Annotated in this window: 24 protein-coding genes and 1 pseudogene; 17 read left to right on the forward strand and 8 right to left on the reverse strand. The window is 32.1% G+C overall.

The features are described from left to right. Positions 1-11 precede the first annotated feature (11 nt). Together HA152_RS03260 and HA152_RS03265 are read left to right on the forward strand one after the other, a co-directional pair. A complete protein-coding gene (locus tag HA152_RS03260) occupies positions 12-884 on the forward strand; it encodes a metal ABC transporter permease (protein ID WP_032514960.1) in 873 nt (290 codons plus the stop codon). Further along, entirely contained in the window at positions 881-2053 is a 1173-nt protein-coding gene (locus HA152_RS03265) for a DUF4336 domain-containing protein (RefSeq protein ID WP_209133521.1), read from the forward strand. The genes HA152_RS03260 and HA152_RS03265 overlap by 4 nt, the downstream gene beginning before the upstream one ends. 6 nt (positions 2054-2059) lie before the next feature. On the opposite strand, the gene HA152_RS03270 is transcribed toward HA152_RS03265, so the two are convergent. Together HA152_RS03270 and lepB are read right to left on the reverse strand one after the other, a co-directional pair. Then, positions 2060-2395 carry a DUF760 domain-containing protein gene (locus tag HA152_RS03270; RefSeq protein WP_209133524.1) on the reverse strand — a complete coding sequence of 112 codons (336 nt, stop codon included), beginning with the start codon at positions 2393-2395 and terminating at the stop codon, positions 2060-2062. A gap of 45 nt (positions 2396-2440) precedes the next feature. Beyond that, positions 2441-3025: a signal peptidase I gene (gene lepB, locus HA152_RS03275; RefSeq protein WP_209133532.1), complete on the reverse strand. Its 585-nt coding sequence runs from the start codon at positions 3023-3025 to the stop codon at positions 2441-2443. A 50-nt stretch (positions 3026-3075) separates the two neighbouring features. On the opposite strand from lepB, the pseudogene menD reads away from it, so the two are divergent. The 4 genes and pseudogenes from menD to HA152_RS03295 all read left to right on the forward strand — a co-directional run bounded on the left by menD (position 3076) and on the right by HA152_RS03295 (position 8604). Beyond that, positions 3076-4838 (forward strand): annotated as a pseudogene (gene menD, locus HA152_RS03280) (2-succinyl-5-enolpyruvyl-6-hydroxy-3-cyclohexene-1-carboxylic-acid synthase). 35 nt (positions 4839-4873) lie between these two features. Next, positions 4874-5731, forward strand: a complete 858-nt coding sequence (gene menB / locus HA152_RS03285) for a 1,4-dihydroxy-2-naphthoyl-CoA synthase (protein ID WP_209133537.1) — start codon at positions 4874-4876, stop codon at positions 5729-5731. A gap of 35 nt (positions 5732-5766) precedes the next feature. Next, complete coding sequence (glgA, locus tag HA152_RS03290) at positions 5767-7218, forward strand: glycogen synthase GlgA (RefSeq protein ID WP_209133539.1); 1452 nt, start codon at positions 5767-5769, stop codon at positions 7216-7218. 12 nt (positions 7219-7230) lie between these two features. Continuing rightward, complete coding sequence (locus tag HA152_RS03295; RefSeq protein ID WP_209133546.1) at positions 7231-8604, forward strand: UDP-N-acetylmuramoyl-tripeptide--D-alanyl-D-alanine ligase; 1374 nt, start codon at positions 7231-7233, stop codon at positions 8602-8604. A 1-nt stretch (position 8605) separates the two neighbouring features. Here the strand turns inward: HA152_RS03295 and glmU are convergent, their stop codons facing one another. From glmU to aroA, 3 genes are read right to left on the reverse strand one after another with little or no spacing between them, the layout of a single operon-like run. Continuing rightward, the gene (gene glmU / locus HA152_RS03300; protein ID WP_209133548.1) at positions 8606-9955 is read right to left on the reverse strand and encodes a bifunctional UDP-N-acetylglucosamine diphosphorylase/glucosamine-1-phosphate N-acetyltransferase GlmU; all 1350 of its coding nucleotides are present in this window, start codon (positions 9953-9955) and stop codon (positions 8606-8608) included. 25 nt (positions 9956-9980) lie between these two features. Beyond that, the gene (locus HA152_RS03305; protein ID WP_209133550.1) at positions 9981-10886 is read right to left on the reverse strand and encodes a tRNA (5-methylaminomethyl-2-thiouridine)(34)-methyltransferase MnmD; all 906 of its coding nucleotides are present in this window, start codon (positions 10884-10886) and stop codon (positions 9981-9983) included. 12 nt (positions 10887-10898) lie between these two features. Then, on the reverse strand, positions 10899-12215 hold the full coding sequence (aroA, locus tag HA152_RS03310; RefSeq protein ID WP_209133552.1) for a 3-phosphoshikimate 1-carboxyvinyltransferase: 1317 nt from the start codon (positions 12213-12215) through the stop codon (positions 10899-10901). Between the two features lie 128 nt (positions 12216-12343). Here aroA and HA152_RS03315 point away from each other — a divergent pair, with 128 nt between their 5' ends. The 6 genes from HA152_RS03315 to acs all read left to right on the forward strand — a co-directional run bounded on the left by HA152_RS03315 (position 12344) and on the right by acs (position 18882). Next, positions 12344-13072 carry a 2-phosphosulfolactate phosphatase family protein gene (locus HA152_RS03315; RefSeq protein WP_209134640.1) on the forward strand — a complete coding sequence of 243 codons (729 nt, stop codon included), beginning with the start codon at positions 12344-12346 and terminating at the stop codon, positions 13070-13072. A gap of 30 nt (positions 13073-13102) precedes the next feature. Next, on the forward strand, positions 13103-13930 hold the full coding sequence (locus HA152_RS03320) for a carbon-nitrogen hydrolase family protein (protein ID WP_209133555.1): 828 nt from the start codon (positions 13103-13105) through the stop codon (positions 13928-13930). Then, positions 13930-15015: an N-acetylmuramoyl-L-alanine amidase gene (locus HA152_RS03325; protein WP_209133557.1), complete on the forward strand. Its 1086-nt coding sequence runs from the start codon at positions 13930-13932 to the stop codon at positions 15013-15015. The genes HA152_RS03320 and HA152_RS03325 overlap by 1 nt, the downstream gene beginning before the upstream one ends. Next, entirely contained in the window at positions 15012-15806 is a 795-nt protein-coding gene (gene murI, locus HA152_RS03330) for a glutamate racemase (protein ID WP_209133559.1), read from the forward strand. Before HA152_RS03325 ends, murI begins: the two co-directional genes overlap by 4 nt. Before the next feature lie 27 nt (positions 15807-15833). Next, positions 15834-16805 carry a solanesyl diphosphate synthase gene (gene sds, locus HA152_RS03335; protein ID WP_209133561.1) on the forward strand — a complete coding sequence of 324 codons (972 nt, stop codon included), beginning with the start codon at positions 15834-15836 and terminating at the stop codon, positions 16803-16805. 94 nt (positions 16806-16899) lie between these two features. Further along, positions 16900-18882 carry an acetate--CoA ligase gene (gene acs, locus HA152_RS03340; protein ID WP_209133563.1) on the forward strand — a complete coding sequence of 661 codons (1983 nt, stop codon included), beginning with the start codon at positions 16900-16902 and terminating at the stop codon, positions 18880-18882. Here acs and HA152_RS03345 read toward each other — a convergent pair. Continuing rightward, the gene (locus tag HA152_RS03345) at positions 18879-19601 is read right to left on the reverse strand and encodes a DUF1350 family protein (RefSeq protein ID WP_209133567.1); all 723 of its coding nucleotides are present in this window, start codon (positions 19599-19601) and stop codon (positions 18879-18881) included. The genes acs and HA152_RS03345 overlap by 4 nt on opposite strands. A gap of 117 nt (positions 19602-19718) precedes the next feature. Between HA152_RS03345 and HA152_RS03350 the strand changes: the two genes are divergently transcribed. Beyond that, a complete protein-coding gene (locus tag HA152_RS03350; RefSeq protein WP_209133570.1) occupies positions 19719-20498 on the forward strand; it encodes a 3'-5' exonuclease in 780 nt (259 codons plus the stop codon). A 30-nt stretch (positions 20499-20528) separates the two neighbouring features. Here HA152_RS03350 and HA152_RS03355 read toward each other — a convergent pair whose 3' ends face one another. Continuing rightward, positions 20529-20951: a hypothetical protein gene (locus HA152_RS03355; protein WP_209133573.1), complete on the reverse strand. Its 423-nt coding sequence runs from the start codon at positions 20949-20951 to the stop codon at positions 20529-20531. A 98-nt stretch (positions 20952-21049) separates the two neighbouring features. Between HA152_RS03355 and hisS the strand changes: the two genes are divergently transcribed. From hisS to HA152_RS03375, 4 genes are all read left to right on the forward strand, one after another. Further along, positions 21050-22330, forward strand: coding sequence for a histidine--tRNA ligase (hisS, locus tag HA152_RS03360; protein WP_209133575.1), 1281 nt, complete (start codon positions 21050-21052; stop codon positions 22328-22330). A 140-nt stretch (positions 22331-22470) separates the two neighbouring features. After that, positions 22471-22620 (forward strand): hypothetical protein, encoded by a 150-nt coding sequence (locus HA152_RS09965; RefSeq protein WP_225866262.1) that lies wholly within the window; start codon positions 22471-22473, stop codon positions 22618-22620. Positions 22621-22622: 2 nt separating this feature from the next. Then, the gene (locus HA152_RS03370; protein ID WP_209133581.1) at positions 22623-22922 is read left to right on the forward strand and encodes a TIGR02450 family Trp-rich protein; all 300 of its coding nucleotides are present in this window, start codon (positions 22623-22625) and stop codon (positions 22920-22922) included. Between the two features lie 136 nt (positions 22923-23058). Beyond that, a complete protein-coding gene (locus tag HA152_RS03375; protein WP_032515768.1) occupies positions 23059-23292 on the forward strand; it encodes a hypothetical protein in 234 nt (77 codons plus the stop codon). A gap of 46 nt (positions 23293-23338) precedes the next feature. On the opposite strand, the gene HA152_RS03380 is transcribed toward HA152_RS03375, so the two are convergent. Continuing rightward, entirely contained in the window at positions 23339-23515 is a 177-nt protein-coding gene (locus HA152_RS03380) for a hypothetical protein (RefSeq protein ID WP_167315821.1), read from the reverse strand. Between the last annotated feature and the right edge of the window lie 30 nt (positions 23516-23545).

Raw genomic sequence — 23545 nt, forward strand, 5'->3', positions numbered from 1 at the left:
TTTTAATTTATATGGAGCTCTGTTCTTTTTTAACTTTAGATTCATTCATCACAGATCCTTTAACTCATGACTTTATGAGAAAAGCACTTCTTATGAGTTCATTAGTTGCAGCTGTTTGTGGTTTTCTATCAAGTTATTTGACTCTTAAAGGATGGGCTTTAATGGGAGATGCCGTGTCACATTCGGTAATGCCTGGTGTTGTGGTTGCTTATGCATTAGGTCTCCCTTTCTCATTAGGGGCATTTATTTTCGGAGTAGGTTCTGTAGCATTGATAGGGTTTATTAAGCAGAAATCAAGAGTTAAGGAAGATACTGTTATTGGGTTGGTATTTACTGGATTTTTCGCTCTTGGAATCGTATTGGTTTCTAAGATTAAAAGTAATATTGATCTGCACTCTATTCTTTTTGGTAGTCCATTAGGCATATCACTTTCAGATGTAAAACAAACTATATTCATTTCTTTATTGGTAGTAATCCTTTTATCCATTTTTAGAAAAGATTTAATGCTTTATTGTTTTGATCCTAGACATGCAAAAACAGTTGGGATTAATGTATTTTTTCTTCATTATTTACTCCTCACATGCTTATCTTTGGCAGCTGTTGTGGGGTTGCAGTCTGTTGGAATTATTTTGGTAGTTGCAATGTTGATTACACCAGGAGCTACAGCATATTTACTTACGGATAAGTTTGATAATATGACAGTAATTTCAGTATTAAGCGCAATTATCTCAAGCCTAATAGGAATTTATGTTAGTTTTTGGTTTGATCTTGAAACAGGTGGATCAATTGTCTTGGCACAAACTTTTATATTTTTATTTGCTTTTTTATTCGCTCCAAGATACGGAATATTTAAGTTAAAGAAATTATTTGCTGGGTATAAATGATAGTGGTGGATGAAACTTTAAATAAAAAGTGGAATTGGTGGCCATTATTCCCCTTATATCCTTATGGAAAAAAGAAAACAATTTTTAAAGAATTAATTCCTGATCAAATATGGTCCTTGGAACAAATACAGGGACTTTATTATGTTGCGGTTCCAATAAGAATGACGGTAATAAAGGTTGACAATGGATTGATGTTAATAAATCCACTGCCTCCGACAAAAGAATTAATAAATGAGTTAGAAAAATTAATTGCGATTCATGGCAAAGTAAAAACAATAATTCTACCGAGTGCCTCTGGACTAGAACATAAAATTGGACTGCCAGCTCTTTCAAGAATTTTTAAAGATGCAGAAATTTGGCTTTGTCCTGGACAATGGAGTTTCCCCATAAATCTACCACTAGATTTCTTAGGAATTCCATCAAAAAGATCAAGAATACTTTTTGAGGAAGGTACTCCACATACAAACTACTTTAAATGGACTTCATTAGGCCCTCTGAATTTAGGACTTGGAAGATATCAGGAGATAAGCTGTTTCCATTATCCTACTAAAACTCTTCATGTGACAGACTCAATAGTTGGAATTGACTCCACTCCACCTGAGATATTTAATTTTGATCCAACTCCACTTCTTTTTCATTCTAGAGAGAGAGGAGATGAACCTTTGATTGACTCCATCGAGAATAGAAAAAAAGGATGGAAAAGGTTAGTCTTGTTTTCATCTTTTTTGAAACCAGGTAAATTAAATATTCCACCTTTAAAAAAAATATTTAAGTACTCATTCAAAAAAGATCTTAGAAATTGGAGATCTCATTTTGGTATTTATCCCTTTTTATGGGAGGAAGATTGGGAATCCTCTCTTGTTGAAATAATGGGTAAAGATACTCCTAAGATTCAAATTGCACCAGTTTTACAGAAATTAATTTTTCCGCGTTCAAAAGAAGTTTTACTTAAATGGTTAGAAAATATCAAGTCTTTTGAAGATATGGAATATTTAATTCCAGCTCATTTTACGGCCCCTATAAAATTTACAATAGAAGACTGTCAAAAATTAATTAATGAAATTAATTCCCAAAAGTGGGACAAACTTCCTGAGGATAATAAATTTTTGATGGGTTTATATAAAACGTTGTTTGAACTAGGAATAATTCCTGAAGAAGTAAATCTTTAAAAACTATTATTCTTCAATAGACATGGTGTCATCATTTTTAAGAGTTTGTTCCAGCTCTTTTCTTTGCTCCATTTGTCGTAAGAAGTAACCTGTCATCATTGCAGAGGATAATAAATTAGCAATGTTATCTTTTGAAGATGTTATTTTTACATCAAATTGATCTGAAGGAAGCATTCCAAGAAGACCTTGAACATTATGTCTAATAATTTCTTGAATATCTTCACTAGCTGATTTTGCTATTCTTTGCAAAACTTCTGGAGATTGTTTTTGTAAATATTGGATTAAATCATTCTCGTCGTTTGGATCATTATTTTCAGTAGCAAGAAATTCTGGATTAAACATTTCTACAACTTCAAGATATAAAAACCCTACAACATCACGTACCCATTAATCTAAATTATTAAGGGCAGGGAACCGAATAGGTCCAATTTTATTAAACGGCCAATATCTAAAAATAGCTTTACCAATAACCTTTTCATAGGGTAAAAATCCCCAAATATGTGAATCCATACTGTTATTTCTATTATCGCCCATCACCCACAATGACTCTTCGGGGATAATAAAAGGCCCTATAGAATAATTAATATTTTTGTCAAAAACGTAATTTTTTTGAGCGATATCATTTAAGTAAAGCCTACCATCTCTTACTTCTACCTTGTCTCCAGGTATTCCAATTACTCTTTTTATTAGTGCAGTATCTGCTTCATAACCAGCATTAATTAATTGTTCCGGAACGTTAAAAACAACTATTTTATTTTTTAATTTTGAAAGATTTGATTTGGATATGATTTTTGGGGTTAGTTTCTCAACAAGAATTTTATCTTGTATTTGAAGAGTTGGAAGCATTGAACCTGATGGGATCCATCTTGGCTCTATAACCTGCCATCGTATAATTAAAGCTATAGATATCCAGATTAAAAGGTTTTTTAAATCCTTTAGTATTGAATTTCTTTTTTCTTGAGTTGTAGACATGTTTTATTTAATTCAGTTATAAGGAAAATCCAAAAGCATTTATATAAATTATGACATCATCTATTGAATGCAAAAATTTTCTTAGAAGTTTACAACTTTTGAATCTTCTTGTAAAAATAGGAGTTCAAAATTTAATATTATGTCCTGGTAGTAGATCAGCACCTTTAGCAATAGCTGCTGGAGAATTAAATAAATTAGGACTGGTAAATATTTTTAATTCAATAGATGAGAGATCTGCGGGATTTCACGCTCTTGGGATTTCTGCTGCATCAGGTAATCCCTCTTTAGTTATTACCACTTCTGGGACTGCTGTAAGTAACTTATTGCCAGCAGGAGTTGAGGCAGATCGATCTTGTAAAGGTATTATCTTTCTTACTGCTGATAGACCCTTAAGATTAAAAGATTGTGGTGCTAATCAAACAGTAAATCAAGAAGATTTTTTGAGTTCAGTCTGCAGAAGGGTTTTAAGTACAAATTTAAATGGACTTCATGAAACACAAGAAAATGAAATCTTGAATTTAGTTCGAATTACTGAGAAACAAATATCAACCTTCCCTGGTCCTATTCATTTAAATATTCCTATTGATAAGCCTTTAGGTATATCATTTTTGAATAAAAAAAATGTTTTAGAGGTTTTTGAGAGAATTTATTTAAAGAAAAAATATATATTTCAGGAAGTTGAAATAAAGTCTGATAAAAACAAATTCTTAGAAATTTCAGAAAGATTAAATTTCGATGAATCCGGAATTATTTTGGTAGGTCCCTATCAAGGTTCCATAAATGATTTGACTTCTTTCAATAAATCTTTAGAACGATTACAAGAGATTACTGGTTGGCCAGTATTTGCTGATCCTGTTTCAGGAGTTTATTCTGACTTGAGAGGATTAGTAGTGAATTGGGAATTAGTCTTAAGAAAAAATAAAAATTCAATAAATTGTCATCAACTTTTGAGGCTTGGCCCTATGTCATCCTCAATTGATTTGGAGAAGTTTTTAATAAACTTCGAAGGGATACAAGTCCTTATAAAAGAAAAAAACTATAGAAAATTGGACCCTATAAAAAAATCATTTGAATATGATTTTGGGCTATCAAATTTTACTACTCTATTGTTAGAAGAATTATCAATTAACGAAAAAAACAAAAAGTCTCTTACTCCGATGGCTCTAAATCTAATAGAGCAAGGCGAGCAGATTAAAGAAATATTAAAAGAGAAAATTACTCAAGATAATCAAATTACAGAGTATAAGCTTGCAAATCTTGTTCCAAAACTTTGGCCAGCTGAAAATCCTATAATGCTTTCCGCCAGTAGCCCGATCAGAGATTGGCTTACGTTTTCTGAGAATGGAACTTTAACAAGAAATTGTTTCAGCTTTAGGGGAGCTTCTGGCATAGATGGTACTTTATCTCTTGCATTAGGTATTTCTAGAATTAAAAGTCCTCTACTTCTTGTGACTGGAGATTTGGCTTTTATTCATGATATAAACGGTTGGCTGATTGAAAATTCAATCGACATGAATTTAACCATTCTTCTGATAAATAATAATGGCGGCAATATATTTAATCGTATTTATAAAGAAAATTTAAAAGAAGATGAATTAAAAAAACTTTTTCTTATGCCAAAAGAAATAAACTGGCCAAAACTCGCAGATGGTTATCAGGTAAACTTTAAAAGTGTGGCAAATTTTAAAAAATTAAGAGAGGCATTCGATTGGAGCATTTCTATCCAGAAATCTGTAATAATTAAAGTTGATATTGATCCGGAAAATGAAATTTGTGAGAAAAATGCTCTGCTAGGAAAATAATTGGCAGTTAAATTTATCATTTTCTATCTTTGAATAATTAGGTTTCATGAAAGTATTACCAGGTAAAACAACTTTAAATTGGTCAGAATGCAAATCTTATGAGGATATATTGTTTCACAAATCAGATGAGGGAATTGCGAGAATTGCAATTAATCGGCCTGAAAAAAGAAATGCTTTTAGGCCTCAAACTGTAGATGAACTTATTAACGCATTTAATATCGTAAGAAATGATGAAACTATTGGCGTAGTTCTCTTTACAGGCGCGGGACCTGACAAGAAAGGTATTTATTCTTTTTGTTCTGGAGGTGATCAGAGTGTAAGAGGTGAAAATGGATATAAAAATGATGAAGGGAAGCAGAGATTAAATGTACTTGAACTTCAAAGATTAATAAGAAGTTTGCCTAAAGTGGTTATTGCCTTAGTTCCTGGTTTTGCAATTGGAGGAGGCCAGGTTCTTCATTTAATTTGTGATCTCAGTATCGCCTCTGAAAATGCAATATTTGGTCAAACAGGTCCAAGAGTTGGTAGTTTTGATGCTGGTTTTGGATCTAGTTATTTAGCAAGACTTGTAGGTCAAAGAAAAGCAAAAGAAATTTGGTTTTTATGTAGAAAATATAATTCCAAGGAAGCTCTTAAGATGGGCTTGATAAATGCAATTACAAAGATTGAAGAATTAGAAGCTGAGGGTGTAATCTGGGCAAGAGAGATTTTGCGAAATAGTCCAACGGCTATTCGTATTCTTAAAGCTTCATTCAATGCGGAGAATGATGGAATTGCTGGTATTCAAGAATTATCTGGATACACAACTCAATTATTCTATTCGACTGAAGAAGCTCAAGAAGGTAGAAATGCCTTTCTTGAAAAGCGTCCACCAGACTTTTCTGACTATAAGTGGACACCCTAGTTTATTTTTCAAAAGAACTTTTTAAATAATTATTAATGAGAATTCTTCTTGCCGCTGCTGAATGTGCTCCAATGATCAAAGTTGGAGGTATGGGAGATGTGGTTGGTTCGTTACCTCCATCTTTGATAAAACTTGGTCACGATGTAAGGGTAATAATTCCAGGATATGGAAAATTATGGAGTCTTTTAGAGGTATCGACTGAACCAGCTTTTAGAGCAAATACAATGGGCACTGATTTCGCCGTATATGAAGCAAAACATCCCATTCATAATTATGTGATTTACCTCGTGGGTCATCCAATATTTGACTCTGACCAAATATACGGAGGCGAAAATGAGGACTGGCGCTTTACTTTTTTTGCTAGTGCCACTGCAGAATTTGCCTGGAATTGTTGGAAACCTCAAGTTCTCCATTGCCATGATTGGCACACTGGAATGATTCCTGTGTGGATGCATCAGGACCCCGAAATTAGTACTGTCTTCACAATTCATAATTTAAAATACCAAGGCCCCTGGAGATGGAAACTTGAAAAAATGACTTGGTGTCCTTGGTATATGCATGGAGACCACACAATGGCTGCGGCAATGTTGTATGCGGATAGGGTCAATGCTGTTTCTCCTACTTATGCAGATGAAATTAAAACCCATGAATATGGGGAAAGCCTTGAAGGCTTACTTAATTACATATCAGGTAAATTAAGGGGAATTCTTAATGGCATAGATCTTGATGAATGGAATCCAGCCAAAGATCCAGTTTTACCTGCAAAATTTAGTATTAAGAATTTAGAAAATAGGCTAGAAAATAAAAAAATTCTGCAGAGAGAAATGGGACTCGAAGTTAATCCTAAAAAATATCTTTTAGGTATGGTAAGTAGGTTAGTTGATCAGAAAGGGGTTGACTTACTTCTACAAGTTTCAAGAAGACTTTTAGCATATACTGATTCGCAAATAGTTGTTTTAGGTACTGGAGATAGGTATTTAGAGTCAGGATTATGGCAACTTGCATTAGATTACCCAGGAAGATTTTCTGTATTTCTTACTTATGATGATTCTTTATCAAGACTTATATATGGTGGCTCTGATGCATTTTTAATGCCAAGTAGATTCGAACCTTGTGGCATTAGTCAACTACTTGCTATGAGATATGGTTCTATTCCAATAGTAAGACGAGTAGGAGGTTTAGTTGACACAGTTTCACCTCATGATCCAGAGAATAACAGTGGCACTGGTTTTTGCTTCGATCGCTTTGAACCTATAGATTTCTATACATCTTTAGTAAGGTCTTGGGAGGCTTTTAGGCATAAAGATAGTTGGGAATTATTGCAAAAAAGAGCAATGAGCCAAGAGTTTAGTTGGCAAAGATCCGCTATCGAATACGAAATTATGTATAAAGATGTTTGTGGAATAAAAGAACCATCTCCCGATTTTGCTGAAGTTGAAAAATTCTCTTTCGGACAATCGGCTGATCCATCTTTAAAAAAAGTATGACTTAATTTTTTAATGGAATTCTCTTCATCAGAATTAAACAATGTTTTGGGGGATATTAAAAATCTGAGCGACAGGAAAAGAGATTTTTTAAATTTTAAAAATATAAGCATTGATAGTAGAACTTTATTAAAAAATGATCTTTTTATAGCTATAGAGGGTAAAAATTTTGACGGTCATAATTTTCTCCCAGATGTTTTAGATAAAGGAGTTAAATCAGTAGTAATTAAAAAAGGGATGCAGAGATTACTTCCCAGTAATTTTCCTTATTGGGTTGTAAATGACACATTAGAGGCATTTCAAAAATTAGCATTGCTAAAAAGAAAAAAGTTAAATATCCCTATTGTCGCAATAACTGGTTCTGTAGGTAAAACAACGACAAAAGAAATGATTGGTGGAGTTTTAAATAAACTTGGAAGAATTAAATTATCTCATGCAAATTTCAATAATGAGATTGGAGTTGGTCTTACTATTCTTGCTACAGATATAGAAGATAAAGCTTTAGTTCTTGAGATGGGGATGAGAGGTCTTGGTCAGATCGAGAATTTATCTAAATATAGTGAACCCGATATTGCAGTTATTACTAACATTGGCACAGCTCACATTGGATTGTTAGGTTCAAAAAAAAATATTACTTATGCAAAGTGTGAAATTAGTAAGTTCTTAAATCCCGAAGGAGTTGTAATAATTCCAGCAAATGATCCATTTCTAGAAAAGACTTTAAAAGAAGTTTGGAAAGGTAGAGTTACTAAAGTAAAACTTTTAAATATAGAAAATCAAAAGGAGAGTTTCAAGAAAGATGATAATTTGCGAGGATTTTATGATCCTTCGAATAAAACAATTTTAATTGAAGAAAATATCTTTGAAATTTCATTTGAGGGATTTCATAATGCTTCGAATTTCTTATTTGCTTATGCAGTTGCCAAAGAACTAGGCATTGATTTTGCAAGTTTTAATAAATTTGATTTTTCAATTTTAGGTGGAAGGAATAAAATTCTGAAATCAGTAAAAACAACAATATATGATGAATCATATAATGCTTCGCCAGAGTCAGTAAAAGCATGTATTAACAACCTGCTTGAAAAACCGAGAAATAAATTTTTCATTTTTGGAAGTATGCAAGAATTGGGAGAAGAATCAGAAAAATATCATAAAGAAATATTCAATTTAATAAATAATTCAGACATAGAAAAGTGTTTATTTATTTGCGATAAAAAAAATGAAAATATATACACCAATTATCTAAAAGATAATAAAAAATTTTTAGTTTTAAATAATATTAAAGATGTACCTAAAGAGATAAACAAATCTACAAAAAAAGGCGATTCTATTCTTATAAAAGGGAGCAGATGTTGGCAACTTGAAAAAATTATTGAATTAATCAATTAGCTCAGGATTTCTTTCTTTCCCAATTTTCTATATTTACTTGCTTAGTTCTTGAGATTGCTAATGAATTATCTTTGGAGTCCTTTGTGATCACTGAACCAGCCCCTGTAGTAACTGATTCCCCGAGATTTATTGGCGCTACAAAAACTGTATTTGCACCAATACTGGAATTTTTACCAATTTTTGTTTGATGTTTTTTCTGACCATCAAAATTTGCAGTAATAGTCCCTGCTCCAATATTTGTAGATCTTCCAATAATAGAATCGCCAATATAACTTAAATGGTTTACTTTAGATTCTTCCTCTAATTGACTATTTTTGATTTCAACAAAATTACCTATTTTGCTAAAGGAAGATATTTTGGAATTAGGTCTTATATGACTGTAAGGGCCAATTTTTATATGATCCATTATCTGTGAAGCATAAATTGTAGAGTTTGAAATTTCACAATTTAATCCCACATTAGAATTTTCAATAAAAGTATTTGGTCCGATAATGCAATGACTATTTATTTTGGTATTTCCTCGTATATGTGTATTAGCCTCTATAGTTACGTCCTTTCCAATTTCAGCTTCTTCACTAATCGAACAACTTGCTTTATTTATAAAAGTTACACCATTAAGCATATGCTTTTCTTTAATTAAATTCTGAATAATTTCCTCGCACTCTGATAGTTGAATTCTGTTATTAATTCCTTGAAGCTCTCCGTTATCCTCTACCTCGAGGCTTAATGAATTTTTTAGCAAAGATATTGTATCTGTTAAGTAAATCTCTTTTTGATTATTATTGCTTTGCAAGGTATTGATTATTTCTGACAAATTACCCCAGTTAAAACAGTAAACACCTGCATTTATTAATGTATTTTCTCTTTCTAGATCATTGCAATCTTTTTCTTCAACAATTCTCTCTATACAATCTTCCTTCAAAAAAACTCTGCCATATCCATGAGGATTTGTTTTTTTTGTGGTAATTAAAGAAACATCAGCATTTTTTGAATCATGTAGATATAAAAGTCTTTTTAGAGTACTTGGTCTAATGAGCGGCACATCGCCATTAAGTACCAAAAGGTTACCTTCATATTTTTTTACTTCTCTACAAAGTTCCTGGATGGCATGACCTGTTCCTAATTGAGGTTCTTGAATAACAAAATGGATTTTTTTATCGTTTGGGATAGAATTTTGTACTTCTTTTGATTTGTGTCCAGTAATTACGAAAATTTGATCAGGTTTTAATTCGACACATGAATCAATTACTCTTTGAAGAAGACTTTTGCCAGAAATTTTATGTAAAACTTTAGGCAATGAGCTTTCCATCCTAGTGCCTTTGCCTGCCGCTAATATCGCAACACTTAACATGTTTATTTGAAATCCTTATACAAATTTAACTCTTAAAGGATAACTTCGTCATTCCCCACCTCTCTCTCCATTTTTTTGTAGATAGTAGATTTGAGGACAATTGCTCATCTAATCTTCTTTTGATTATATCGTCTTTACTTGAGTTTAAATCTTGATCTCTATATGGAATACTAGCTTTAGTTAAGAGATGTTGCTCTTCCATTAAAGATAACTTTTCAAAATTTAAATTAGCTTTCAATTTATTCTTATCAAATTTTGATATTGCTACAGTTCCCTGACTCCAAAAATTTCTGTTTTTAAAACTTGGCTTAATGGTAAAAATTTCTAATCCAAGATTTCTTAAAGTTTTTCTTACTGCGGCTGAAGAAGAATAAGTTATTAAATAACCCTGCGGATTAAGATTTTCTGTGACTTTAGATAAAAATTCAATTGTCCATACTTGTGGGCATTTTTGAGGAGAAAAACCATCTAAATAAATTAGATCGAATTTAATAGATGAAGGAATGATGTTGATTTTTTCTCTAGCATCACCCCATAAAACACTGCATTTAAAAAATTTATCCTCAAAGTAATCGTTACGATACAATGATTCAAATATTGTTCTAACTTTTGGAGCCCATAATTTAAGGAAAGATTTATTTCTAATCGAATATTCAAGAGGCTTTTTATCAATCTCCAAAGCATACAAATTTAAAAACGATTTCTGTTTAATTAATTCATCTAATAAAGAAGCGGAATTGTATCCTAATCCAAAACATATATCCAAAACATTTAGAGATTTACCCTTAAATCTTGGCAAATTAGAAGTAGCTGTAAACTTTAACTTTGTTTCCTTCAATGCGCCCAATAAACTATGGAAGTTCTCTTGAAAAAACACACTTCTTAGAGAGTAACTACCATCTTTAGTTAAAACTTCTATTAATTCAGACAAAAACTTTTTAGGCTAGTTAGTTAGTTGGGCAAGCTCTTCCCAAAAAGTTGGATAAGAGACGCTAGCTGCATCTGCCCTCATGATTTTTGAGGTGCCTTTGGCAAGAAGTGAAGCAATAGCAAGACTCATCGCTACTCGATGATCTGTCTCACTGTCTACCTCCGCAGAATGGAATTTTGATTGCCCATTAATTATTAACCCATCCTCTTTTTCTGTTATTTCAGCACCAAATTTTTGTAACTGTCGTGCCATGACTTTTAAACGATCTGTCTCCTTAACTCTTAATTCTTGTGCATCTTTAATTTCAGAAACTCCATTACAAAAACAGGCAGCCACAGTTAGGATAGGAATTTCATCTATAAGTTTTGGTAGAATATCTCCCTCAATAGTGAATGATCTTAAATTATTTGAAGTCTTTACTTTAATAGATCCAATAGGTTCACCTGCAATAGTCGATTCATCTAAAATCTCATAATTACACCCCATTGAATCCATTACATTTAAAATCCCTGTTCTAGTAGGATTTAATCCGACATTCTGAATTAAAACCTCTGAATTTGGAACAATAGATGCAGCAATCATCCAAAAAGAAGCAGAGCTTATGTCTCCAGGAATCAATATCCTCTGGCCAATTAAGTCGCCACCTGACTTGACAACTACATTTCTTCCTAATTCTCCTCTGATACTAATGTCTGCTCCAAAGGCTTTTAACATTCTTTCAGTATGATCTCTTGAAGATGCTGGTTCAATAACAGACGTAGTTCCTGAAGCTTTGAGGCCTGCCAATAAGATTGCCGATTTTACTTGAGCACTCGCTACAGGGGTTCCAATAACACAGCCTTTTAGTTTATTCCCATTAATTGAGATTGGAGCTTTATTTCCTTTTTCTCTACCAAAAATTTTGCCACCCATCAACGATAATGGTTTACCAACTCTCTCCATTGGCCTTTCATTGAGAGAAATATCACCTGTTAAGATAAAATTCTTGCCTTCTTGACCGGCAAGTAACCCCATTAATAATCTCATGGTGGTTCCCGAATTACCACAATTTAGAATTTCTTTGGGCTCTTTAAATCCATCAAGACCTAATCCTGAAATCGTAAAAGGCTCATTTTTTTTTATTTCTGGCACATTCACCCCTAATTTTCTAAGACAATCAGCAGTTGAAAGTGGATCTTCAGAATGTAAAAACCCCTCAATAGTCGTCTCACCTTTAGCAATACTTCCTATTATTAGAGCTCTATGAGAAATAGATTTATCTCCAGGTACTTTTACTTTTCCTTTTAAATTAACTCCACCTTTTATTGTGCGGATATTATTCATTTTCAAATTAAATACTTAATAAGATTTCTGTAAGAACAAATTAGTTATATATTATCAATAAGTTTGTTTTAAAAAAAAAATAATCAAATTAAGTAACTGTTTTCTATAATAAAATCAGAAAAAAGGGCTTGATTATTAATCTTACTTATTATCACGTTGCAAAGGATGTTCCAGAAACAAGCCATGAAATTGCAGTGGTCATTGATGTTTTAAGAGCTACAACCACAATTTCTTGGGCTTTAAAGAATGGAGCTGATTCAATACAAGTTTTTGCAGATTTAGACTTGTTAAGAGAATCTGCAATTAAATGGCAAGCTGAAAAGAGACTTATGCTTGGAGAGAGAGGCGGAAAAAAGATCGAGGGCTTTGATTTAGGAAATTCTCCTTTATCAGTTACAAAAAAAGTTGTTAATGGTAAAAGACTATTTATGAGTACGACTAATGGAACTAAATCATTGCAAAAAGTTCAAAATGCTAAGCATTTATTTGCTATGGGACTACCAAATAGGAAAGCAGTTGCCGAAAAAATCATTTCATTAAAAAGTGAAAATGTTTTAATACTTGGGAGTGGTTGGGAAGGCTCTTATTCACTTGAGGATTCCTTAGCTGCTGGTGCTTTGGCGTCATACCTAAAACAGAACTGTGATTTCGAAATTAATATTCTGAATGACGAATTACAAGCTGCTTTGGCACTTTGGGATTTTTGGGGAAATGATATTTTGAAATGTTTAAAAACAGCAACCCATGGCAAAAGATTGACAAGTCTTGGAGATTATGAGGATGATTTTAAATGTTGCTCTGAACTTGATTGCTTAGATATTGTTCCAACTCAAGTTGAAAGAGGTGTGATTCGTGCCTCATGATTTACGAATTTGTTCACTAGGAGTAAGGTCTTGACTGATTTTTTGGTAGCTGCATTGCAAATTACGAGTACTTCAAATGTTGAAGCAAATTTTATTGAAGCAGAAGAACAGATTGAATTAGCTGCTAGAAGAGGTGCTGAGTTAATAGGATTACCTGAGAATTTTGCTTTTTTAGGAGGAGATGATGAAAAACTTGGATTAGCTTCTGAATTGTCAGAGAAGTGTGCAAATTTTCTAAAAACTATGTCACAAAGATATCAAGTATTTCTTTTGGGAGGAGGGTATCCTGTTCCTGCTGGTGATGGCAGTCATACTTTTAATAGGTCAGCCTTATTTGGGAAAGATGGACAGATTTTGGCAAAATACGACAAGATTCATTTGTTTGATGTTGATTTGCCAGATGGAAATTTATACAAGGAATCATCCACTATTTTATCTGGGGAAGATTATCCACCTGTTGTAGATGTCCCAGGTTTATGCAAAATAGGATTATCGATTTGTTACGACGTTAGATTTCCTGAACTCTATAGATATTTGTCTTCGAATGGTGCAGAGCTAATTATGATTCCCGCAGCTTTTACAGCATTTACAGGAAAAGATCATTGGCAAATCCTATTACAAGCAAGAGCAATTGAGAATACTGCATATGTAGTAGCTCCAGCTCAAACTGGGATTCATTATGGGAGAAGGCAAAGTCATGGCCATGCGATGGTAATTGACCCTTGGGGTACAGTTTTATCTGATGCCGGAAAAACTCAGGGAGCTGCAATCGCACCTGCTGATAAAGAAAGAGTAAAGAAAATTAGGGAGCAGATGCCAAGCCTTAAACATAGAAAAAACAACTTGTTTTCAAACTAATGATAAAGTTTTTAAATAATAAACTTTTTCGTTATTTATCCGTTTTTTTATTATTAAATTCTTCAATCCTCCCAGCTAAATCTTCAAGTGCTCTGGCGGCATGGGTAATAAACACTAATGGTGTTTTAGAATTAAGAACTAAATCAAATACAAATTTAAAAGCATACTTTCAGAAGGCCAACCAAATATCTGGCAGTAGATTCTGGGTGGATTTTCCGGGAGAATTAAAAAATCCCAGAAAAATAAAAGGTAATGGCCCAATAAAAGAAATTAGATTAGGTAAACCAAATAAGGGTAAAACAAGACTAGTAATTGAATTTAAGGAAGAGACTTATTTGAAACCTTTGACTTGGCGATTAGTTGGCTTAGATCAAAACAGGTGGAGAATCAAACTATTTAACCCAAAATATACTTTTAAGAAGATTGGTGAAGGTCAAGTTGTTAAAAGAATAAAAAATATTAAAGAAAATCAAAAATCAATTCATAAGAAGAAAAGTGATTATCAATACTTGAAATTACCAGATGTCAAACAAAATAAATTCTTGGTTGTTATCGACCCTGGGCATGGAGGTCCTGATCCTGGAGCCATAGGTATTGGTGGAATTAGGGAAACAGATGTTGTACTAGAGGTCTCCAAAATTGTTAAAAATTTACTATCTGAGAAAGGTGTCAAAGTGAAATTAACCAGAAAAAATGAAGTTGATTTGGATTTACCTCCAAGAGTTTCCTTTGCTAACAATACGGATGCAGATATTTTTGTAAGTATTCATGCAAATGCCTCAAGAGGAAAAAGAAGGGATATTAATGGATTAGAAACCTTCTATTATAGAGGTTGGAGAGGTAGGCTACTTGCTAAAAAAATTCAAAAACAAATTCTAAGGGTTTCTCCTGGGAGTCCTGATCGAGGCGTTAAACAAGGTAGATTTTACGTAATCAAAAATACTAGGATGCCTGCAGTTCTTGTAGAAATTGGATTTTTAACGGGGAGATTAGATGCAAGAAGATTAGAAAAAACAACACATCGTAAAAGATTAGCTTATGCGATTGCCAAAGGCATTCTTGAATATCTATATAAAATAGGGTGAAGCTTAAAATAGGAATATTTGATAGTGGAATAGGCGGTTTTACTATCCTTAATTCTTTACTAAAAACGCGGAAAGATGTAGAAGTTTTTTATTTAGCGGACACAAAAAGAATACCTTTTGGGAGTAAAAATTTTAAAGAGATAAGATTAATTGCAAATGAGATTTGTAATTTCTTTCTTGATAAGAATTTGGATGCACTTTTAGTTGCTTGTAACACTACAAATGCGTGTGCACTTGATATCCTAGAAGATACTTTAAAAGTCCCTTGTTTTGACCTTATAAACTCTGTATCGGAAATAGTAGATAAACAAATAATTGGCGTCTTAGCAACACAAACAACTGTTCGATCATCGTATTACAAGAAAGCTATAAACGCTAAAAAAGAAAATACGATAGTATTTCAGCAAGAATGTCCAGAATTTGTATCAGAAATTGAAAAAGAAAAATTAAATTTTAATAAGTTAAATAGTCTTTCAGACTTATACTTAAGACCACTAATAAACAAAAATATTGAAGAATTAATACTTGGATGTAGTCACTATCCTTTGATTTATGACTTTTTAAGAAAAAAATTAGATTCAAATATAAAAATTATTGATCCATCGGTAGCATTAATAAAAAAATTTAATGAATCTTTTGCTACTCTAGAAAATGACCGCTATGAGAGTATTTCTTTCGAAAATATAAAATTTTTTGTTACTTCAGAAAGAGATGAGTTTTCCAATAAAGTAAAATTTTGGCTTGGAATTAATAAAGAAATTAGGTTGGTTAACCTCCGAAGTAATGTTTGATTCCTTAAGATATGTAAGAGGTCAATCATGAATACAGTAACAGAGCTACTACAACCAGTTGAAAATGATCTTGATGATCTTATTTTAGAACTGAAAAATCTTATAGGAGCTGGTCATCCAATTCTTCAAGCCGCAGCAGAACACCTTTTTAGTGCTGGGGGAAAAAGGTTGAGACCTGGTATAGTTTTATTGATTTCAAAAGCTATATCCCCTAAATTTTGCTTAACTACCAAACATAAAAGGCTTGCTGAAATAACTGAGATGATTCATACAGCCTCATTAGTTCATGATGATGTTGTTGATGAGGCGTCCACAAGAAGAGGAGTAGATACTGTTCATAGTAGATTTAATACCAGAGTAGCTGTTTTGGCGGGTGACTTTTTATTCGCTCAAGCAAGTTGGCACCTAGCAAATCTTGACAATGTAAATGTAGTTAAATTACTTAGTAGAGTAATAATGGATTTAGCAGAGGGAGAAATTAAACAAAATTTAAATAGATTTGATTCGGCTCAATCTTTTTCCAAATACATTAATAAAAGTTATTGTAAAACAGCCTCATTAATAGCCAATAGTTGTAAAGCAGCTGGGGTTTTGAGTGGAATTAACGACGTAAACTTAACTTCGTTGTACGATTTTGGCAAAAATATTGGTTTGGCATTCCAAGTTGTAGATGACATTCTTGACTTTACTGGAAATGATAAACAACTTGGAAAACCCGCTGTAAGTGATCTTGCTAGTGGTTATCTTACCGCCCCAGTTTTATATGCCTTAGAAGAAAATAAACAATTGTCAGTTCTTATAAACAGAGAACTTGCTGAAAAAGATGATTTGGATGATGCTCTTAATATAATTATGAACTCTAAAGCTATTGAAAGTTCCAGGAAATTAGCTGAGGATTTCGCAATGCTTTCTAAAGAAGCTATAGTCTGGCTTCCTGATTCAGAATATAAAAGAGCTTTAATGGCTCTCCCAGAATTCGTTCTAAGCCGTATTTATTAGATCTATTAGAAATAAATCTTTGAGCTAAATTAATATTAAAATTTTTGAAAACCCTAATTTTTTCGAGTAAATTTATAAAATATAGATTTACTTAATGTCATTAGATAAAAAAAATTCAATCAATAACATACTTGAAGAAAAGAGAATTTTCCCTCCATCAAAAAAATTTGCAGAAAACTCAAATATTAGTACTCAAGAAGAATTACTGAGTCTGAAAAAACAAGCATCAGATAATCCTATTCAATTTTGGGAATCTTTTGCAAAATCTGAATTAAATTGGTTTGAGCCATTTCAAACTGTATTAGATAACGAAAATGCGCCCTTTTTTAAATGGTTTAAAGAGGGGAAACTCAATATTACATATAACTGCTTAGATAGACACATTAAGAGAGGGCTTGGAGGAAAGACTGCACTTATATGGGAAGGCGAACCAGGAGATAGCAAAAAATATACTTACGAAGAACTTCTTAAAGAGGTATGTAAAGCAGCTAATGCACTAAAAGCAATTGGTGTAAAAAAAGGAGATTTGGTCTGTATTTATATGCCGATGATTCCTGAAGCGATGTTTGCGATGTTAGCTTGTGCAAGAATTGGCGCGCCTCATTCAGTTGTCTTTGGAGGATTTTCTTCAGAAGCTTTAAAAGATAGGTTAATTGATGGAAATGCAAGATATGTTATTACTGCTGATGGTGGATTTAGAAAAGATAAAGTGATTGAACTTAAGCAAGCAGTTGATGCGGCAATTGAAAATGGGGCAGATAAAGTTGTTGAAAAAGTTGTGGTTGTTCAACGAACCAAAAAAAACATTTCGATGGTTGATGATAGAGATTTATGGTGGCACGAATTATTAAAAGATCAAAAAGATCAGTGTGAACCAGAAATAATGAATAGTGAAGATAGACTTTTTATTCTCTATACTTCAGGCTCTACTGGAAAGCCCAAAGGTGTAGTTCACACTACAGGTGGTTATAATCTTTGGTCCCATTTGACATTTAAATGGATTTTTGATTTGAAAGATGACGATATTTATTGGTGTACTGCTGATGTTGGTTGGATTACAGGTCATAGTTACATAGTTTATGGGCCTTTATCTAATGGTGCTACAACCTTAATGTATGAGGGAGTGCCAAGACCCTCAAATTTAGGAGCTTTTTGGGAAATTGTTCAAAAATATAAGGTTTCAATTTTTTATACTGCACCAACTGCAATAAGAGCATTTATGAAGTCTGGACGTGAAATCCCTGATAAATATAATCTTGAGAGTCTTAGACTTTTGGGTACAGTTGGAGAACCAATTAATCCTGAAGCATGGATGTGGTACAAAGATGTTATTGGTAAAAATAAATGCCCTATTGTTGATACTTGGTGGCAAACTGAGACTGGCGGTGTGATGATAAGTCCCTTGCCTGGAGTGGTTGCTACGAAGCCAGGTTCGGCTACTTTCCCTCTGCCAGGAATCGAAGTTGAAATTGTTGATAAGAATGGAGATAAGGTTAAAGAAAATGAGGGTGGCTATTTAATTATTAAGAAACCATGGCCAGGCATGATGAGAACAATTCACGGAAACTCAGAGAGATATTTGGAGAGTTATTGGGAATATATTTCCTTTAAAGGAGAAAAAAATGTTTATTTTGCTGGAGATGGAGCACGCATTGATGAAGATGGATATATATGGATTATGGGAAGAGTTGATGATGTCATAAGTGTTTCAGGACATAGGTTAGGAACAATGGAAATAGAATCTGCATTGGTAAGTCATAAATCTGTTGCAGAGTCTGCAGTCGTTGGCAAAAAAGATGATTTAAAAGGTGAAGTTATAGTTGCTTTTGTATCCCTAGAGAAAGACGTGAACGGTTCTTCAGAATTAGTAGAGGATCTAAAGAAACATGTTGTTAATGAAATTGGAATTATCGCAAAGCCTGAAAAAATTATAATTTCTGACTCTCTTCCCAAAACACGTAGTGGAAAAATTATGAGGCGAATTTTAAGATCTTTAGCTGCTGGAGAAAAAATTAGTGGTGATATAAGCACTCTTGAAGATAGTTCTGTTTTGGAAAAGCTGAAAGAATTATCCTAATCAGATTCATCAATTAAATTGGAAATTTTTTTTATAGTATTTCTTTTGAATTCATCATCTGCCCAGTCTCCCAAAAAATTTTCTCTTAGTCCTGCGCTTGCAATTATAGTATGTGTACCTTTTAACATTACTCCCTTTGAATTATCTTCTTTTCTTGCTTTCAGACAAGAAAATAATTTATCTGTTTGATCTAATTCATCTGAGTTGAATTTTATTAGGAAGTTATTTTTTTGATTATATGTTTTTTCAATTAATCGCAAAGTTCTTTCAGGGCTTGGGCTGAATTCACTGTTGAATTCTAATTTTCGAGAAATTTGTTTCAATAATGGAATAGATTTATTAGCACTGAAGTTGTTAAAACTTATTGATATGAATTTTTCGCAATTTCTTCCACCATCAGGAGAAATTAGATGAAGTTTGCAGCCTAGGCTATGACCAATTCTTATTGAAGGAATTGATGTCCCTATTCTCTTTGATAAAGATATTCGACAATTCTTGAAATCCCTCCATGCTTTAATAGCAAGTTGTTGGTGATCAAATTGTGGAGTGTATTTATATGCATGTACTGCATAGTTTTTATTAATTAAACTCTCTATGAATCTTTTATAAGTTAAATCTGGTTTAGAAGCCAGATAACTTCCACCAATAAATTCTACAATTTTTTTAGGATTTGAAGGCCAATAACAAAAATTATTAAATTGAAATTTTGTAAAAGTCATATTCTATAAACTAAGAATGTTTCAAAAATTATTTTCTAATCATGTTTCTTAATTAATATTAATTTAAGAGAAATTTTTATTAAATGCGTCAAGATAAATAAAAGCGTTTTTAGCTAATTGGAACTATCTAACAAAAAAGAATTAAATCAATTGGATATTCTTCAGGATCAAGTTATCAGTTATCCATCTGAAGAAAGTGTTGCTAATCAGAATAAAAAAATTGAAAAAATTTTAATTCTTGATACTGAAACAACAGGTTTAGATGAAAATAAAGATGAGGTGATAGAGATAGGTTGTATTTTGTTTGATGTATCTTTTAAATGTGTACTTTCACAGGTCTCATTTTTATTCCCAGTTAGTAATAATGAAGCAGAATATGTTAATGGCATATCTGCAGAAGTAACTAATATCTCTCAACCATGGGAAGATGGATTGAATTTCTTTTTAAAACTTGTTGATAGTTCGGATTTCATTGTCGCGCATAATGTAGAGTTTGATAAGAAATGGTTTGGGAAAGGAAGATTACCTAAACTTAATAAAAAATGGATATGTAGTTTAGAAGATATTAATTGGTCTTTTCAAAAATCACTAAAAAATAGACCCTCAGTAACCGATCTAGCTTTATCTTTTTCAATACCAGTTTGGAATTTACATAGAGCTTTATCTGATTGCTTTTACATATCTGAAGTCTTCAAAAAATGCGATAATTTAGAGGAACTTTTACTTAAAGCTACTGAACCAAGGTTTTTATACAAGGCCCTGATTAGTTACGAAGATAGGTCTTTAGCTAAAAATGCTGGGTTCAGATGGAATAGTCCTGTGCAAGGAGCTTGGTCAAGAAAATTAACTACTGATGAGGCAAAAAATCTTGATTTTAGAGTTGAGATTTTGAATTAATATTTATTTAATTTTTGACTAAGAAAATATTTAGTGCATCTTACAAGGCATCCATTTATCACCCATTTTATGTGCTCCAATACATCCGTATTTTGAAGCAGCATTTTCAGCCTCTTGTTTAGTGTTAAATAGATCTGACATCATATTTTCCTTATTTGAATTTGAAATTTGTTTGGAATGATTTTGATGATTTTTATGAGAATTAGGTGAATACTCCCATATCCCCATAGTAGTAACACCGGCAGAGATAATTCCCATTCCGACGACTGATAAATTGACTATTCCCATTGCGACTGCACCAAAAGAAAATACACCCATTGGAACTACCCCTATACTTATTACTCCCATTGGCACTATTCCTATTGAAACTATACCAAGAGGTGCTATACCAAAAGCAATTTTTTTTGGTTTTGTACCGCAATGTTGATTCTCTTTACTTTTATTAATTCCCAATAGTTTTTCTAAATGTTAAATTAAAATTGTCTCACAAAATAACCAATCAAAGATTAATTTCTAGATGAATTAAAAATTTTGAATTATTTTTTAGAACTTTGAATAACTTAAAAAACCTAAGGGGAACAGTAGATCTATTTCCTGATCAATTAATAAAGTGGCAAAACGTTGAAAAAATTTTATTAGAACAGCTTTCTAGAGCATCCATCAAAGAAATAAGAACACCAATATTGGAAATGACCGAATTATTTATAAGAGGAATTGGTGAAGGAACAGATGTTGTCAGTAAGGAAATGTATACATTTCTTGATAGGGGGGAGAGATCTTGCACTCTAAGACCTGAAGGAACAGCCTCAGTCGCACGAGCGTTAATACAAAATGGAATATCGTCTAATCCTCTTCAAAAACTTTGGTACATGGGTCCTATGTTTCGATACGAAAGACCTCAAGCAGGCAGGCAAAGACAGTTTCATCAATTAGGTGTTGAGTTTATAGGACATGATTCAGTTAGAAGTGATGTTGAAATTATTGCTTTAGCTTGGGATATCTTAGGTAAATTAGGAATAAAAGAACTCAATCTTGAAATAAATACGTTAGGTGATACTAATGACAGATCAAATTTTCAAAAATCTTTTTTAAAATGGTTAGAAACAAATAAAGATTCTCTAGATTTAGATTCTCAGAATAGAATTTCTAAAAATCCTTTGAGGATTTTGGATTCAAAGAATATTCAAACTAAAAAAGTTCTTGAAAATGCACCAAGATTATTTAATTTTTTATCTGAAAAAAGTCATAACAGATATTTAGACTTAAAAAGAAAATTAGAGGTTTTAAAAATACCTTATGTAGAAAATTTTAATCTTGTAAGAGGTTTAGATTACTACACTCATACAGCTTTTGAAATTACTAGTGGGGCTCTTGGCTCCCAAGCTACAGTTTGCGGAGGAGGGAGATACGACGATTTAATAAAGCAAATGGGAGGGCCAAACACTCCTGCAATTGGTTTCGCTATTGGTTTAGAAAGATTAATTTTACTCGCAGGAAAAGAGCTTGAAATTCCAAGAAATACTGATATCTATATCATTAATCAAGGCTTAATTGCTGAATCATTAGCAATGGATTTATCTAGAAAATTAAGAAATTACGATTTGTTAGTTGAGTTAGATTTAAGCGGAGCCTCATTCTCTAAGCAATTTAAAAAGGCAAATAAACTTAAATCTAAAAGTATTATTGTTATTGGTGATGATGAGGCAGTTAATGGGGAATTTATTATACGACTCTTTGATCAATCAGGTAATGGGAATGAAGAGGAGGTTATATCTTTTGAGAATGATATTAAATTAGAAAATTGGATAAATAATAACTTACTTGTAAAGTGATGTTCTTGAAGATAGTGATAATTTTTCTTTTTATATTTATTTTTTTTAATTTAAGGAATTTTCTTAAATTAAATAGAAAACAAAAAGTTTTTAATTCTAAAAAAATAACAACTTTCAATAAAAAGAATCTTAAAAATTGGATGAATTTAACTAAAAAAGAAAGATATAACTTAACAAAACAAGATTCTCTTAACTACATGGATAAAAGAAAACTTTTATTAGACGAAATTAGAAATGAATATAAGAAAATATCTAGAAAAAATTCTGAGGGGAACATTAAGAAGAAATAATTATGGAAAATTACTGGACTTTTAATAAAACCATAAAAGGATTAAGACATTTTGTTTTAGTAAATGAGATTAAAGAAAAAGGAAATATTAGTTTTTTAATGGTTTCTGTCCTTGATTCTGAAATTAACTTAAAAACTACTTATGAGGAATTGATAAATAGTGGAAATTGGCACAAGGGTTGGATCAATCTTTCAAAGCATCAATCGATTACAGAAGAATACGTTAACTATAAATCCATCAATAAAGGAAAGGGTATCGATGAGATATTCATTAATGAAGATTCTTTATTTAATATTTCTTAATTTGATATAAATCTTTCAAGTCTCTTTTCTTTGTAAATACTAGGTTTTTCGTGACTTAATAATTATTTAAAAGTTTTACCCCTTTCAAAAAAATAAAATTAACGTTATCAAGGATTAATAATATTTACTTAATTCAATGTTAGGGGATATGTGGAGCTCATCTGAGTTGACCTCGGAAAAACTGGGAATAACTGAAATTAAACTTTCTTTTTTACGTGAAAATGGAATACTCAAGCCAGGGATTCATTGGAAAAGCTCTCCACTCGGTCAGAAAAAACCTTGGAAACCCAAAGCGCTATACAACATAAAAATGTGCAGAGAAATAATTAATAAATTTTATTCTGAAGAAAACTATAATATTGCAGCCTAAAAAATGATATATTTTCCTGACTTATTTGGGAAAATATATAAGATATTTATTCGATTAGATTCTCATCCTTACACTCAATAAGAGTGTTTTGCAAAGTTGGATATAAGTTAATCATATTTATATATTGTTTCGATTTTCTGTAAGATTTTGCAGCCTTTTTGTAATGAACTTCAGATTTCATTTCTAGTGAAAATTTTCTAGAAGACTCTTGAGAAGTAGTCATAATATTAGATGTCCTATCCCATATTTAATA

Origin of the sequence: Prochlorococcus marinus XMU1412, from assembly GCF_017696315.1 — a bacterium.
Classification (GTDB): domain Bacteria; phylum Cyanobacteriota; class Cyanobacteriia; order PCC-6307; family Cyanobiaceae; genus Prochlorococcus_A; species Prochlorococcus_A marinus_AF.

Coding starts and splice junctions, on each gene's coding strand:
- HA152_RS03370 (WP_209133581.1), top strand. CDS start 22,623: ATGGAAAATTACTGGACTTTTAATAAAACCATAAAAGGATTAAGACAT.
- HA152_RS09965 (WP_225866262.1), top strand. CDS start 22,471: ATGAATTTAACTAAAAAAGAAAGATATAACTTAACAAAACAAGATTCT.
- glmU (WP_209133548.1), bottom strand. CDS start 9,955: ATGTTAAGTGTTGCGATATTAGCGGCAGGCAAAGGCACTAGGATGGAA.
- HA152_RS03295 (WP_209133546.1), top strand. CDS start 7,231: ATGGAATTCTCTTCATCAGAATTAAACAATGTTTTGGGGGATATTAAA.
- acs (WP_209133563.1), top strand. CDS start 16,900: ATGTCATTAGATAAAAAAAATTCAATCAATAACATACTTGAAGAAAAG.
- HA152_RS03270 (WP_209133524.1), bottom strand. CDS start 2,395: ATGTTTAATCCAGAATTTCTTGCTACTGAAAATAATGATCCAAACGAC.
- menB (WP_209133537.1), top strand. CDS start 4,874: ATGAAAGTATTACCAGGTAAAACAACTTTAAATTGGTCAGAATGCAAA.
- HA152_RS03345 (WP_209133567.1), bottom strand. CDS start 19,601: ATGACTTTTACAAAATTTCAATTTAATAATTTTTGTTATTGGCCTTCA.
- glgA (WP_209133539.1), top strand. CDS start 5,767: ATGAGAATTCTTCTTGCCGCTGCTGAATGTGCTCCAATGATCAAAGTT.
- sds (WP_209133561.1), top strand. CDS start 15,834: ATGAATACAGTAACAGAGCTACTACAACCAGTTGAAAATGATCTTGAT.
- HA152_RS03325 (WP_209133557.1), top strand. CDS start 13,930: ATGATAAAGTTTTTAAATAATAAACTTTTTCGTTATTTATCCGTTTTT.
- HA152_RS03375 (WP_032515768.1), top strand. CDS start 23,059: ATGTTAGGGGATATGTGGAGCTCATCTGAGTTGACCTCGGAAAAACTG.
- HA152_RS03260 (WP_032514960.1), top strand. CDS start 12: ATGGAGCTCTGTTCTTTTTTAACTTTAGATTCATTCATCACAGATCCT.
- HA152_RS03380 (WP_167315821.1), bottom strand. CDS start 23,515: ATGACTACTTCTCAAGAGTCTTCTAGAAAATTTTCACTAGAAATGAAA.
- lepB (WP_209133532.1), bottom strand. CDS start 3,025: ATGTCTACAACTCAAGAAAAAAGAAATTCAATACTAAAGGATTTAAAA.
- HA152_RS03265 (WP_209133521.1), top strand. CDS start 881: ATGATAGTGGTGGATGAAACTTTAAATAAAAAGTGGAATTGGTGGCCA.